This is a genomic window from Psychrobacillus sp. FJAT-21963 (genome assembly GCF_001420585.1).
Classification (GTDB): Bacteria; Bacillota; Bacilli; order Bacillales_A; family Planococcaceae; genus Psychrobacillus.
Genome location: NZ_LJIY01000014.1, coordinates 22141 through 36106, shown reverse-complemented (window position 1 = coordinate 36106; position 13966 = coordinate 22141). Strand labels below are relative to the sequence as shown.

Below are 13966 nucleotides of genomic sequence, written 5' to 3'. Positions count from 1 at the left end.
GGCAGCCTCTTTCTTTTTAGCTTCTTTTAAAAAGTGCGATAGATTTCCGTTCAGGACGGACGCTTTCCGCCGGCATGGCTTCAGCCGCTTCCCTCACTACGCTCAGTCCAGGGTCTTTTCGCTCATGCACCTGCCGCTTTGCTTTCGGTGCAGAAAACATTTGCTATTCCGGCTGGAGTCGCCGCCTGAAACGAAAATCAACTATTAACCGCTTTTCAATGAGAAAACAATCATGACATTAATACAGCAAGTTTTTATCACTTACATTTTTTTCAGTTAGTATTTATAGAAAATCGTTGAAAAAGGCGACACTCCTGCGGGAATAACGTTAGCCGAAGACCCCGCAGCGAGGGGAAGGCAATCTAAGTTCACCGCATCCTGCTCCTGCGCAAAGCTCGTCGCAAAAGAACTTTTGCGGCAACGATTGCATGACCAACATCGTGTTGGCCTAGGAGGCTGAAGCCAAGACCACGGAAAGCGAAGTGGTGGTCCTTGCCGAATCTAATACACAACTCTATGCACCCATAATTGAGTTTGTCTACATTCTGGGAGGGAAAAGCGACTGTGTCACTTTTTATATGATGAGAGCTTGTTAATTTAGTTTTGTAGAAATGCCGTACGATGATTTAATATTATTGTTATACAAAAAAACTGTTCCACTATCTAGACGAGAGTGGAACAGCTTTTTCGTTGTTTATTAAATAACGATATTCACCATTTTACCTGGGATTGCAATGATCTTCTTCACTTGTTGCCCTTCCAACCATTGTTGCACTTGTTCAGAAGCAAGAGCCAATGCTTCAAGCTCATCTTTTGTTGCATCTTTTGCAACAAGTAATTTTGCACGAACTTTCCCTTTAATTTGAACAGGAATTTCTACTTCATTGTCTACTAATTTAGATTCATCGAAAGTTGGCCATGATTCGTAAACGATCGTATCATCGTGTCCTAGAATACTCCAAAGTTCCTCAGCAATATGCGGAACGATTGGAGAAATAAGCTTTATAAATCCTTCTACATATTCTTTTGAAATTTTTTCGGCTTTATATCCTTCGTTAATAAATACCATCATTTGTGAAATGGCCGTATTATAATGCATTGCTTCAAAATCTTCCGTTACTTTTTTCACTGTTTGGTGATAGGCTTTTTCCATATTGTCAGAAGAAGTGTCTGTAACTTTAGAGCTCAATTTACCATCTTCATCAACTAACAATCTCCATATACGATCTAGGAATCTTCGTGAACCATCTAACCCGTTTGTAGACCATGGTTTTGAAGAATCAAGAGGTCCCATGAACATTTCATAAAGACGAAGGGAATCTGCACCATGACTTATCACGATATCATCGGGGTTTACAACATTCCCTTTTGACTTAGACATTTTTTCGTTACCTTCACCTAAGATCATGCCTTGGTTAAATAGTTTTTGGAAAGGTTCTTTTGTTGTCACTACACCAATATCATAAAGGAACTTATGCCAGAATCTAGCGTACAACAAATGCAGTACTGCATGTTCTGCTCCACCTACGTAAATGTCAACCGGAAGCCAACGTTTTGCTAATTCTGGATCCACAAGTGCTTCGTCATTGTTTGGATCAATATAGCGTAAGTAGTACCAACAGCTACCTGCCCACTGAGGCATTGTATTTGTCTCCCGACGACCTTTTTTACCTGTTACTGGATCTACAACATTTACCCATTCCGTAATATTCGCTAATGGAGATTCACCTGTACCACTTGGCTTAATATCTGTTGTTACTGGAAGCATCAAAGGTAATTCAGATTCATCTACTGGAGTAGAAGTACCATCTTCCCAATGGATGATAGGAATTGGTTCCCCCCAATAACGTTGGCGACTAAATAACCAGTCACGAAGACGATACGTAATTTTCTTTTCACCTTTACCGTTTGCTTCAAACCATTCAATCGCTTTCGCAATCGCTTCTTGTTTGTTTAAACCATTTAAGAAGTCAGAGTTAATAAGCGTTCCATCTGCTGTATAAGCCTCTTTTTCAATCTCTCCACCAGACACAACTTCGACGATTGGCAGATCAAATTGTTTGGCGAACTCAAAATCACGCTCATCATGTGCAGGAACTGCCATAATAGCCCCTGTTCCATAAGTTGCCAATACATAGTCTGCAATCCAGATCGGCATTTTTTCGCCGCTAATCGGATTAATCGCGTAGGCACCGGTAAAAACACCTGTTTTATGTTTTGCAAGATCTGTACGCTCTAAATCACTTTTTAATTTTACTTGATCTTTGTAGGCTTGCACTGCTTCTTGTTGTTCTGCTGTCGTAATTGTATCCACAAGCTTGTGCTCTGGTGCTAAAACAGCATAAGTGGCTCCAAAAATAGTATCAGGACGAGTTGTAAAAGCACGGAATGATTCGTTTGTGCCGTCTATTTCAAATGTTAGCTCAGCACCCTCTGAACGTCCAATCCAATTACGTTGCATTTCTTTTAAACTTTCTGGCCAATCAAGATCATCTAAATCCTCTAAAAGTCTATCTGCATAAGCAGTTATACGAAGCACCCATTGACGCATTGGACGGCGTTCAACAGGGTGCCCTCCACGTTCGGAAACTCCATCGATTACTTCTTCATTTGCCAAAACAGTTCCTAATGCAGGACACCAGTTTACTGGCACTTCATCTACATATGCTAGGCCTTTTTTATATAGTTGAATGAAAATCCATTGCGTCCATTTATAATAAGAAGGATCCGTTGTGTTGACTTCTCTATCCCAATCAAATGAAAAACCTAAGTCCGTCATTTGACGTTTGAATGTAGCAATATTTTTTGCAGTAAATTCTGCTGGGTCATTACCTGTATCGATTGCATATTGCTCTGCAGGAAGTCCAAAAGCATCCCATCCCATTGGATGAAGAACGTTATATCCTTGCTTACGTTTAAATGCACTTAAAATATCTGTAGCGATATAACCAAGTGGATGCCCAACGTGTAGGCCAACCCCAGAAGGATAAGGGAACATATCAAGTGCATAAAATTTAGGTTTTGATGGATCATCAGTCATCTTATATGTCTTGTTCTGTTGCCAATAATTCTGCCACTTTTTTTCAATTGCTTGATGATTAAAGCTCATTGTAATTCCTCCTCAAAATAAAAAAACTCGCCCCTTAAAAAAACTAAGGGACGAGAGATTAACCTCACGCGGTACCACCCAAATTAGTGAAAAACATCACTCAACTTGATTCCTTAACGCGGAAAACGGTATAAGCTACTGACAGTTCACTCATACAGACTCAAAGGCGAGTTCAATAGGGCATTCCACTAACTTTCACCAACCGTTAGCTCTCTATAGAAATACAATCTATTTACTAATCCTTATCTGCGTCTTGCTATTACTTCGTATTTTAGAGGAAATACGTTTAAATAGCAAGTTTTTATTGAGTAGTATATCCACCGTCTAATACAACTGCTTGACCCGTCATACCTTTTGCAGCATCACTTGCTAAAAACAATGCTAAATCAGCAATTTCTTTTACATCTAACAATCTTTTTTGTGGTACTAATGGATAAATAACTTCTTCCAGTACTGACTCTAAAGGAACATTACGTGTATTTGCTAAGTCTTGGAATTGGTTTCTCACTAAAGGTGTATCAACATATCCTGGACAGATCGCGTTTACCGTAATGCCATCTGCTGCTGTTTCTAATGCAGCAACCTTTGTTAGGCCAATTATACCATGCTTAGCAGAGTTATAAGCTGCTTTACCAGCAAAACCTACTAAACCATTAATAGATGCCATATTGAGAATTCTTCCGAACCCTCTTTTTCGCATATGAGGAAGAACATGCTTAGTCGCCATGAACGGAGCAGTTAGCATAATTTTCACTAATAATTCAAAGCGTTCTGTAGGAAAATCTTCTAACATAGAAACATGCTGCATTCCTGCATTGTTTATTAATATATCTATTTGTCCAAACTCTTTTACAGTTAAATCAATAGAATTAATAATATCTTCCTCGATTGTCACATCACATTTAATACCAAGAGCGTCACTACCTAGTGAAGCAGCAGCATCTTTAACCTTCTCTTCATTAATATCAGTTAATACTACCTTCGCACCAGCCTGATAAAATTCCTGCGCAATTTGAAACCCAATTCCTTGTGCAGCTCCAGTGATGAGAAGTACTCTATCTTTTACCATACGTTTTACCTCCAAAATCAGCCATTAAGCTCATTGGACTGAAAAATTATATACCTAGACCTAGAGAGAATAATATAATTGCAATAGCTGTTCCAATCGCTGGTACCACTACAGTGGTTGCTGCTACGGACCAATATGCGGCACTATGTTTTTCTCCACAGATTGATTGAATAGTAGTTACTACATATCCATTGTGTGGCAATGAGTCAAGTGCACCAGAAGAAATTGCTACTACCCTGTGCAACGCTTCAGCATTTACACCCATATCCATATAATGTGGCGCCAATAATGGTAATGCTATAGATTGGCCGCCAGAGGAAGAACCAGTCATACCAGCAATTACGGATACCGCAATAGCTGCACCGATTAAAGGCGAACCAGGAATATTCGTCATTGCTTCAACAGCAGTTGTAAATGCTGGAACATTTTTCGCAACTCCACCGAAACCAACAACTGCAGCTGTATTACCGATTGCAATAATTGCCCCAACAGTTCCTGCCGAAAACGCTTCCCAGAAATTTTTCGAATATTTCCTACCTACGAAGTAAGTAGCAATAACTCCTCCAAGTAACGCTATGATCAATGCAGATTGCGCTAGCTTATCATGGTAAATAAATGAGATCACTAATACTACAGCTAACGGAAGCATTGCTAAGAATGGATTAGGCAGACTTCTTGTCGTATCAAATGTGGGATCATTTTCACGATCCTCAAACCTTTCCCCTTTATTAACAGCTTTCTGAATAATACGTTTTAGCCACCAATACCCAAAAATCGCCATGAATGCTGCTACAATAATACTTACTTCCCAACCAGCATAAGCGTCTGTACCTAAAAATTGAATTGGAATCCAGTTTTGAATTTCAGGTGAACCTGCAGATGTCATCGTAAACGTAACTGAGCCTAGCGCTAATGTTGCTGGTATAAAACGACGCGGTAAGTCTGCTTGCTTAAACAATGAGATTGCCATTGGATATACAGAGAACGCAACAACGAACAAACTTACGCCTCCATATGTAAGGATTGCACAGGCAATTACGATAGCTAATACTGCATACTTCATTCCTAATTTATCGACGATCCATTTTGAAACGGAATCTGCCGCACCGCTATCCTCCATAACTTTCCCAAAGACAGCTCCTAGTAAGAACATTAAATACCAAGACATAATAAATCCTGTAAAACCTGTCATGTAACTTGTTACAAAATTTGCTTCCCCTTCAGCAGCCAATTGCGGAAACAGTGGCATTCCACTCGTCAACGCAACTAATAATGCTGATATAGGACCAGCGATTAATATATTTACACCCTTCATCGTCAAGATAATAAGTAAAGCCAGGCCTCCTATAAGGCCAATCATACTTAATGCTTCCATGAACAAATCCCCCCGAATTGTTTTATAAAGAAGTATTAAAACTCAACATTTTCTTTTACATTATCAACATTTAAAGAAGCTTCTGTTGAGTCAATAATATCTTGTACGGTGTACCCCTCGTACACCTCTTTAAGTACAAGTCCTTCCGGTGTCACTTCTATAGTGGCACGGTCTGTAATAATTTTGTCGACTACTCCCTTTCCTGTTAACGGAAGAGAGCACTCTTTTTTAATTTTTGGAGAACCATCTTTTGCAACATGATCCATGATTACAATCGTTTTTTTGGCACCATGCACTAAATCCATAGCACCGCCCATCCCTTTAATCATCTTCCCAGGAATCATCCAGTTTGCAAGGTCTCCTTTTTCAGAAACCTCCATTCCACCTAGGATTGCAACATCCACATGGCCACCACGTATCATTGCAAATGATTCTGCACTTGAAAAGAAAGCAGAACCAGGAATAGTCGTAACGGTTTCTTTACCTGCATTGATTAGGTCTGGATCCACTTCCTCTTGAGTCGGATAAGGTCCAATCCCAAGTAGTCCGTTTTCTGATTGTAATACTACTGTTTTATTTGGAGAAATATAATTGGCAACTAATGTAGGTATTCCAATACCTAAATTCACATAATTTCCATCTTCTATTTCCTTCTCTGCTCGAATAGCAATTAGTTCTCTACTTGATAATTTTGTCACTTGAAATCTCTCCCATCTATGAACGTGTCATTAATCGTTCAATCCGTTTTTCTTGATTGGCTTGTAACAGGCCTTGTACATAAATGCTTGGTGTATGAATAATGGCAGGGTCTAAATCTCCTGTTTCCACGATTTCTTCAACTTCTGCAATAGTAATCTTTCCTGCTGCGGCCATCATAGGATTGAAGTTTTGAGCCGTTTTGTTATAGATAAGATTTCCAAATTTATCTGCTTTTGAAGCTCGAATGAGAGAAAAGTCTGCACGTAGTGATTCTTCCAAAACATATTCTTTTCCATCATAAATACGAATTTCTTTTCCATCAGCTATTGTAGTACCAACTCCAGCCGGTGTGAAAAATGCTGGAATTCCTGCTCCACCAGCTCTTATTTTTTCTGCAAGTGTTCCTTGAGGGGTTAACTCAACTTCAATTTCCCCCGCTAGCACTTGACGTTCAAATTCTTTGTTCTCACCAACATATGAACCTATCATTTTTTTAATTTGCTTATTATTTAATAAAAGTCCTAAACCCCAATCGTCCACTCCACAATTGTTAGAAATGACCGTTAAATCCTTAACACCTTTCTCAACTAATGCAAGAATTAATTTTTCTGGAATTCCGACTAAGCCGAAACCTCCAACCATCAATGTTGCACCATCTTGTATTTCTTTTACCGCTTCCTCTGCAGAAGAATAAATCGGCTTCATTTGCATTTCCTCCTTACATTTTTGATGCGAAATAAAAGCGCTTTCACATGTAATTAAAACAGATTCTAAATTTTCACGCAATACCATTTGTGACAACTATTAGTCAATTTATCACATAATAATTCTGAAAAACTGGACAACTTTCGCATTAAAATAAATTATAATCACATTTTACAACACAAATTTTTTTCCGGTAAATCGGAATATAATCCGATAAGTCGGAATTTAGGTCATAAGTTGTATTTTTTTATTTTTTCATAAAGTGTGGAACGGCTAATACCTAATTGCTCAGCAATCACCGCTTTATTAGGCTCTTCTTCTAGTAAATCTCGAATCACATTTTTTTCTACATCTAGTAAAATATTTGCTAGCTTACCTGAAGTTTGAAAAGATAAAGCATTCCTTTTCTTTACTTGCGCTGGTAAGGCGTTAGGTAAAATAATATCATCCTCTGCTAAATATACTGCAGCTTGAAGAACATTTTGCAATTCGGTAACGTTTCCTGGCCAATGATAGGATTGTAGTATTTCTCTTGTCTTCGTAGCTAAAACTACTTTACGACGTCCTGCCTGAACAACAAATTTTTGCAAGAAGTGGTTCAATAGCTCTGTGAAGTCTTCCATACGCTCTCGAAGTGGTGGGATGGATAGAGTAATTGCTTGGATTCGATAAAATAAATCTTCTCGAAACTTCTTTTCCTCCACTAAATTAGATAGGGACACATTAGATGCTGCCAAAATTCGAACGTTTACTTGTTCCCCCTTCTCAGAGTGCATACATACTACTTCTTTGTCTTGCATTGCCCGTAAAAGCTTTGCTTGCAGTGTTACAGGAAGGGCGCTGATTTCATCTATAAAGAGTGTCCCTTTATCTGCTTGCTGATATCTTCCTTTTCGTAAATGTCCTGTAATCACATCGAGCTTACCGAATAATTCCTCCTCTAATAGTTCTGGAGGAACTGCAGCACAATTCACCTTAACAAAAAGTTCATCTGATCGATCAGAAAGCTGATGAATACTATGTGCAAACATTTCTTTTCCCGTACCACTTTCTCCTTCGATTAAAACCGGCAAATCACTCGGAGCTATCATTTCAATTGTTTCTTTTATTTTACGTATTGCGACAGAAGTGCCTTTAATATCTACTAAATGGTACTCTTTATAACTGTTATCTTCTTTATTTAACTGTATACGTTCCATCGTTGTACGAACGTGCGAGCTTAGCTTTTTCCAATCCGACATATCTCGAAATATAACACTACCGAATGCACCGACAATTTCACCATCGACAACAAGTGGAACACGGTTCGCCAGCATGTACGTTCCTTTTATGTAATGAGGTGATGCTATATCTGCAACCCCTGACTTGATAACTTCATGCATCTTTGTATTTTCAATTACTTCCGCAACATGCTGTCCAATTGCATTTTCTTTCGTAACTTCAAGAAACCGGCAATAATCTTCATTCATATAAAGTATGTTTGAATCTTTATCGACCACAACAAACCACTGGAATGCATTCTCTAATATTTGTGCTAGCACTGATACTGACAATTTTCCCAATAAACTATCCATTTTTTCCCCTCCTTCTTGGAAACAACTTCTGTCTTATAATCTCAAAAGTTAGACAATTAATCAATTCCCTTGCTTGATTATCTAAATCTCACTATTGAAAAAGAAGAGAGTCATCTTGTAAATGCATAACCCTTTTCCACCTAAGCTTAATTAGGAATACTACTTATCTAGTGGCATTCGCGCTGGCCAGTGTATCCTCTTGATAAAAAATGTAGATTCTATTATTAGATTGTTAAAAAATAATACTTTCAATGAAGGAGGGACTCATCCTGCGGAGGCTCATGGATAGCATGCGGCAAGTGCACATACGAGTTCTACTCTGTAATTAGAAGATTAATTTAACTTTTGTCAAAAGGGAATACTACTTATCTATTGGCATTCGCGCTGGCCGCACGTCCGCATGAGCCGCTGTATGCGCAAGCACATACTTCTGTCTCATACGGCACGTCATGCGGCTGGTAAGGCGCGATTGCCAGTGTATCCTCTAGATAAAAAATGTAGATTCTATTATTAGATTGTTAAAAAATAATACTTTAAATGAAGGAGCGACTCTTCCTGCGGAGGCTCATGGATAGCATGCGGCAAGCGCACATACGAGTTCTACTCTGTAATTAGAAGATTAATTTAACTTTTGTCAAAAGGGAATACTACTTATCTATTGGCATTCGCGCTGGCCGCACGTCCGCATGAGCCGCTGTATGCGCAAGCGCATACTTCTGTCTCATACGGCACGTCATGCGGCTGGCAAGGCGCGATTGCCCGTGTATTCTATTCAATGAATAAAGAAGTTTCTATTATATGTATATCCTTAATCAATAATCCTATAAATTGTTTCAAACTCTATTTCTTCGAATGTTTCCAGGATGTCGCCTTACACGCCGCAGGAGCGCGAAGAATGAGACGCCGTAAAGGATGGGCGAGCGACATAGGAGCGACTCTTTCACTTCCACATGATGTCGTAGATGTTCCGCTTCCTCCACATACCATTCCCAAAAGTATCGTTGGATCAACTTCGTACGATTTTTACTTTCTGTACACTGTGTTAAGAAAGGACAATTAACGTCTTAGAAGATTTAGAAACTCAACACTTTTTAAATTAGCCAACACTAGTCGATTGGAGTAGAAGGCGCGAAGACTCCTACGGGAACAGCACGAGCCGAAGCACCCGGACTGAGCGTAGCGAAATTAATTTTTGCGACGAGCTTGCGCAGGAGCAACGTTTTTTCTGCGACGAGCTTGCGCAGGAGCAAGGGAGAAGGCTGAGGCAGTGCCCGTGGAAAGCGGAGCGCCTGAAACGGAAATCGACGATTTCTTACTATGTATTGTAAATAAAAAAAGACTGTAGACAATTTCAAATTTCTTTGAGTTTGTCTACAATCTGAAACACCGTAGAAACGGTGTTTTTCTTTATTCATTATCCGCTACCTTTTTAAGAGGAAGATCATAAAGTAGACTTGTAACTATCGCAAAGACCATCAAGCTCGTTAGAATTAGAATCATCGCTGGTGTGCCATAAGCTTCTACCAAAATACCTCCGATAAAAGGTCCTATCATTCTACCTATTGTCGCCATACTATTAACAATTCCTTGATAAAAACCTTCTCTACCTTTCGGAGCTAACTTATCAGCAAGTGTTGGTACGGCTGGCCAAACGAACATTTCTCCAATAGTCAATATAACCATAGCAGTAATAAACATAGCGTAGCTTTCAGCAAATGCAACTACTACAAATGATCCCATGAAAATAACTATTCCTAAAATCATTTGTGCTTTAATCTTGTTTTCCAATCTCTTAATAATTGGTTTAATAAGAGGTTGACCCGCAATAATAAGCGCACCATTTATTGTCCATAATAAGCTATATTGTTTTAATGTTATACCTAAATCGAGCACATATGTAGAAATCGTCGAAGTCCATTGAACATAAACAATCCATGTTAACATATAACCAACAGTTATAATCATCATTGCATAAAAAGGCGCTTTTTGATTGATTTTCTTTTGTTCATTCAAAACAGCTACATGCTTATTAGATGATGCTGACATATTACGATAAAAGAATAGAGCGATAAATAAAAATAATACATATGTTAGCAAATTAGCTAGAAAGATATTATTTATATTACGATCTGCTACTAAACCCGCTATTGCCGGTCCTATAGCGACCCCTAAATTTTGAGCCAGATAAATTGCGTTAAACGCTTTTCTTCCCCCTTCTGGCCATACACTTCCAACCAATGCATACATGCTTGGAAATATAATACCTCCACTAAAACCTAAAATGGCTACGAACCAAATATATTCTGGCCAACCGTGCCAAAATGTTAATAGTATTAAAGGAATAATGGATAATATAATACCGAAAACGATAGATTTATATCCACCAATACGATCAAACAAGTATCCTCCTAATAGATTACCAATAACACCGGTTCCAGCATTTATCATAAGAACAAATCCAGCAACAGTTAAAGATTGCCCCAAATGATCATGCATATAAATCGTATGTAATGGCCACAAAAAAGAATTTCCAGTCGTATTAATAAACATTCCAACAATTAAAAGCCACACTACTTTTGGCAATAATAACACCTCATTTCTCCTTGCACTCTGAACATTGTATTCCTTTTCAGATGGCACTTCAAGATGTTGCAACAAACTTACCAAAGACATGATAAAATAATCCTTTAAGGAGGAGTCTAAATGACCGAATATCAATTTCCTTTTCCTTCTGATGGGAAAAGATATTATACATGGAATCGCTATTTACGAAATACATTTAACCAGAAAATTTTCAAAGTAGCTTTAGATGCAGGGTTTGATTGTCCAAATAGAGATGGCACTGTTGCATATGGCGGCTGTACATTTTGTAGCGTTGCAGGTAGTGGTGACTTTGCAGGCAATAAAGTCGATTCTATTCCTGTGCAGTTTGAAAAAATAAAAGCTAAAATGCACGAAAAATGGAAAGCTGGAAAATACATTGCTTATTTTCAAGCATATACAAATACCCACGCACCATTGCCTGTTTTAAAAGAAAAATTTGAAGCTGCCCTTGCCTTAGAAGGCGTTGTTGGGATTTCCATTGCAACAAGACCAGACTGCTTACCTGATGATGTTGTCGAATATCTAGCTGAACTAAATAAACGCACTTTTTTATGGATAGAACTTGGTCTTCAAACTGTACATGAAAGAACCGCTAATTTAGTCAATCGAGCTCACGATTATCCAACTTATGTAGAAGGGGTAAATAAATTAAGAAAACACGGCATTCAAATATGTACCCATATCATCAATGGATTACCTTTGGAAGATAGAGATATGATGATGGAAACTGCTAAAGCAGTATCTAAGCTTGATGTCCAAGGTATAAAAATTCATTTATTACATTTACTTAAAGGAACACCTATGGTGAAACAATACGAAAAAGGCAAACTAGAATTTATGGAACGAGATGCGTATATTCAACTAGTAGCAGATCAATTAGAAATTTTACCTCCTAAAATGGTAGTACAGCGAATCACTGGTGACGGTCCTATTGACTTAATGATTGGACCGATGTGGAGCGTAAACAAATGGGATGTTTTAAATGGAATAGATGCAGAATTAGCTAAGCGTGAAAGTTATCAGGGAAAATATTATCAAGAGACTGGTGTTATGAAATGAAATTAAAAAGAGTTTTACCATTTGCAAAAGATTTATTGGCATCTGTCATTAAGCCCGGAGATTACGTAGTAGATGCAACTGCAGGAAACGGGCATGACACTTTATATTTAGCAGAATTGGTAGGAGAAACTGGGCATGTTTATGCATTTGATGTACAATCTGAGGCTTTAAAGTCAACAGAGCAGAAATTAGTCGAAGCAAATTTAAAGTCCAGAACTACTTTAATATTAGATGGTCATGAACATGTTTCAACCTATGTTCAAAAGGAAGTTTCAGCTGCCATTTTCAATCTCGGATACTTACCTGGCAGCAATCATCATATCGTGACAAAAGGAAACTCTACAATTCTAGCTGTGGAATCTCTCTTAGAATTGTTGAAAATAGGAGGTTTAATTGTATTAGTTGTTTATCACGGACATGCTGGTGGTAAAGAAGAAAAAGATGCAATTACAAATTATGTTAAACAATTACCTCAATCCTACGTCCATGTGCTATGCTATCAGTTTTTAAATCAACAAAATAACCCACCTTTTATCATCGCTATAGAAAAGATGAAAACATCTTAAATTCTTTGTCATTACTTTGCATATTTTGAAAGAGCATGGAGAAACTAATTAGAAAAAGCCTAGGCGTACGGAAAGAATATTGTTAATAGTTTTTTTCTGATCAATTTATAAAGGAGAATCCCATGCCTAAAATCGCTTCTATTAGTACATATAATCCTCCATATGCTTTGGAGCAATCCAATATTGAACAATTAACAAAAGAATTGTTTCAAGATAAAATTGCACAATTAGATAGATTATTAAAAGTTTTTGAAAATGGAGACATAGATACCCGCTATTTTTGTGTACCGTTAGAATGGCATCAGAAAGAGCACACCTTTGAAGAAAGAAATAATCTTTATATTGAGCTAGCGACAAAATATAGTGTTGAAGTAATCCAATCTTGCCTAAGTAATACTTCTTTTTTAAAAGATTCTCTTAAGCCAGATGAAATAGATGCAATCATATTTGTAAGTAGTACTGGCATATCTACCCCAAGTATCGACGCTCGAGTGATGAATCATCTTCCATTTTCTGACCGAACTAAACGGATTCCGATATGGGGGCTAGGTTGTGCTGGTGGAGCTGCAGGAGTTAGTAGAGCATTTGATTATTGTAAAGCTCATCCTAAAGCAAAAGTGCTAGTTGTTTGTGTGGAATTATGTAGCCTCACTTTTCAGCCTAATGATTATTCTAAAAGTAATCTAATAGGTGCTTCTCTTTTTGCTGACGGGGCTGCTTGTGTATTAGTTTGTGGTGATGAAGCATTATTGAACACGCAGAAACGAGTACCTTCTATTATATATACTGCCTCTAAGTGGATGCCTGATTCCGAAAATGTAATGGGATGGGATATTAAAAATAATGGATTACATGTTGTTTTCTCAAAGAGTATACCTTCTATCATTTCAAGCTGGCTCGGTCCATTCATTCATGAATTTATGGAGGAACAACAAATTTCAGTAGACCAGCTTAAGAACTTTGTTGCTCATCCTGGTGGAAAAAAGGTATTGCATGCATACGAGGAAACACTTCAACTCGAGGAAAATCAAACAGCTATTTCACGTGATGTATTAAAAAAACACGGTAACATGTCTTCTCCTACTGTGCTTTATGTCTTAGAGCAATTTATGTTAAAAGATCATCAGAAGGATGAAATGGGATTATTAGTAGCTCTTGGACCTGGTTTTTGTGGGGAAGCAGTCTTACTAAATTGGAGTGATTAAC

11 protein-coding genes and 1 other annotated feature are annotated in these 13966 nt (G+C 38.0%); of the genes, 4 read left to right on the top strand and 7 right to left on the bottom strand.

Annotated features, from left to right (window positions below; all coding sequences use genetic code 11):
- Positions 1 to 697: 697 nt before the first annotated feature.
- From leuS to AN959_RS18405, 6 genes are all read right to left on the bottom strand, one after another.
- Positions 698 to 3109 carry a leucine--tRNA ligase gene (gene leuS / locus AN959_RS18430; RefSeq protein ID WP_056832903.1) on the bottom strand — a complete coding sequence of 804 codons (2412 nt, stop codon included), beginning with the start codon at positions 3107 to 3109 and terminating at the stop codon, positions 698 to 700.
- A gap of 43 nt (positions 3110 to 3152) precedes the next feature.
- Positions 3153 to 3367: a binding site (T-box leader), on the bottom strand.
- A gap of 43 nt (positions 3368 to 3410) precedes the next feature.
- Positions 3411 to 4178 (bottom strand): 3-hydroxybutyrate dehydrogenase, encoded by a 768-nt coding sequence (locus AN959_RS18425; protein ID WP_056832901.1) that lies wholly within the window; start codon positions 4176 to 4178, stop codon positions 3411 to 3413.
- A 46-nt stretch (positions 4179 to 4224) separates the two neighbouring features.
- Positions 4225 to 5553, bottom strand: a complete 1329-nt coding sequence (locus tag AN959_RS18420) for a GntP family permease (protein ID WP_056832899.1) — start codon at positions 5551 to 5553, stop codon at positions 4225 to 4227.
- Between the two features lie 35 nt (positions 5554 to 5588).
- Positions 5589 to 6251: a 3-oxoacid CoA-transferase subunit B gene (locus AN959_RS18415; RefSeq protein ID WP_056832897.1), complete on the bottom strand. Its 663-nt coding sequence runs from the start codon at positions 6249 to 6251 to the stop codon at positions 5589 to 5591.
- Between the two features lie 16 nt (positions 6252 to 6267).
- Positions 6268 to 6957, bottom strand: coding sequence for a CoA transferase subunit A (locus tag AN959_RS18410; RefSeq protein WP_056832894.1), 690 nt, complete (start codon positions 6955 to 6957; stop codon positions 6268 to 6270).
- Positions 6958 to 7187: 230 nt separating this feature from the next.
- A complete protein-coding gene (locus AN959_RS18405; RefSeq protein WP_056832892.1) occupies positions 7188 to 8531 on the bottom strand; it encodes a sigma-54-dependent Fis family transcriptional regulator in 1344 nt (447 codons plus the stop codon).
- An 895-nt stretch (positions 8532 to 9426) separates the two neighbouring features.
- Between AN959_RS18405 and AN959_RS21165 the strand changes: the two genes are divergently transcribed.
- The gene (locus tag AN959_RS21165) at positions 9427 to 9591 is read left to right on the top strand and encodes a hypothetical protein (protein ID WP_156350833.1); all 165 of its coding nucleotides are present in this window, start codon (positions 9427 to 9429) and stop codon (positions 9589 to 9591) included.
- Between the two features lie 347 nt (positions 9592 to 9938).
- Here the strand turns inward: AN959_RS21165 and AN959_RS18395 are convergent, their stop codons facing one another.
- Entirely contained in the window at positions 9939 to 11114 is a 1176-nt protein-coding gene (locus AN959_RS18395) for an MFS transporter (RefSeq protein WP_056833072.1), read from the bottom strand.
- A 120-nt stretch (positions 11115 to 11234) separates the two neighbouring features.
- On the opposite strand from AN959_RS18395, the gene AN959_RS18390 reads away from it, so the two are divergent.
- The 3 genes from AN959_RS18390 to AN959_RS18380 all read left to right on the top strand — a co-directional run bounded on the left by AN959_RS18390 (position 11235) and on the right by AN959_RS18380 (position 13965).
- The gene (locus tag AN959_RS18390) at positions 11235 to 12194 is read left to right on the top strand and encodes a TIGR01212 family radical SAM protein (RefSeq protein WP_056832887.1); all 960 of its coding nucleotides are present in this window, start codon (positions 11235 to 11237) and stop codon (positions 12192 to 12194) included.
- Positions 12191 to 12760 (top strand): class I SAM-dependent methyltransferase, encoded by a 570-nt coding sequence (locus AN959_RS18385; protein WP_053588559.1) that lies wholly within the window; start codon positions 12191 to 12193, stop codon positions 12758 to 12760. The genes AN959_RS18390 and AN959_RS18385 overlap by 4 nt, the downstream gene beginning before the upstream one ends.
- Before the next feature lie 122 nt (positions 12761 to 12882).
- Positions 12883 to 13965, top strand: coding sequence for a type III polyketide synthase (locus AN959_RS18380; RefSeq protein WP_056832886.1), 1083 nt, complete (start codon positions 12883 to 12885; stop codon positions 13963 to 13965).
- Position 13966 lies beyond the last annotated feature (1 nt).

Coding starts and splice junctions, on each gene's coding strand:
- leuS (WP_056832903.1), bottom strand. CDS start 3,109: ATGAGCTTTAATCATCAAGCAATTGAAAAAAAGTGGCAGAATTATTGG.
- AN959_RS18425 (WP_056832901.1), bottom strand. CDS start 4,178: ATGGTAAAAGATAGAGTACTTCTCATCACTGGAGCTGCACAAGGAATT.
- AN959_RS18420 (WP_056832899.1), bottom strand. CDS start 5,553: ATGGAAGCATTAAGTATGATTGGCCTTATAGGAGGCCTGGCTTTACTT.
- AN959_RS18410 (WP_056832894.1), bottom strand. CDS start 6,957: ATGAAGCCGATTTATTCTTCTGCAGAGGAAGCGGTAAAAGAAATACAA.
- AN959_RS18405 (WP_056832892.1), bottom strand. CDS start 8,531: ATGGATAGTTTATTGGGAAAATTGTCAGTATCAGTGCTAGCACAAATA.
- AN959_RS21165 (WP_156350833.1), top strand. CDS start 9,427: ATGAGACGCCGTAAAGGATGGGCGAGCGACATAGGAGCGACTCTTTCA.
- AN959_RS18390 (WP_056832887.1), top strand. CDS start 11,235: ATGACCGAATATCAATTTCCTTTTCCTTCTGATGGGAAAAGATATTAT.
- AN959_RS18385 (WP_053588559.1), top strand. CDS start 12,191: ATGAAATTAAAAAGAGTTTTACCATTTGCAAAAGATTTATTGGCATCT.
- AN959_RS18380 (WP_056832886.1), top strand. CDS start 12,883: ATGCCTAAAATCGCTTCTATTAGTACATATAATCCTCCATATGCTTTG.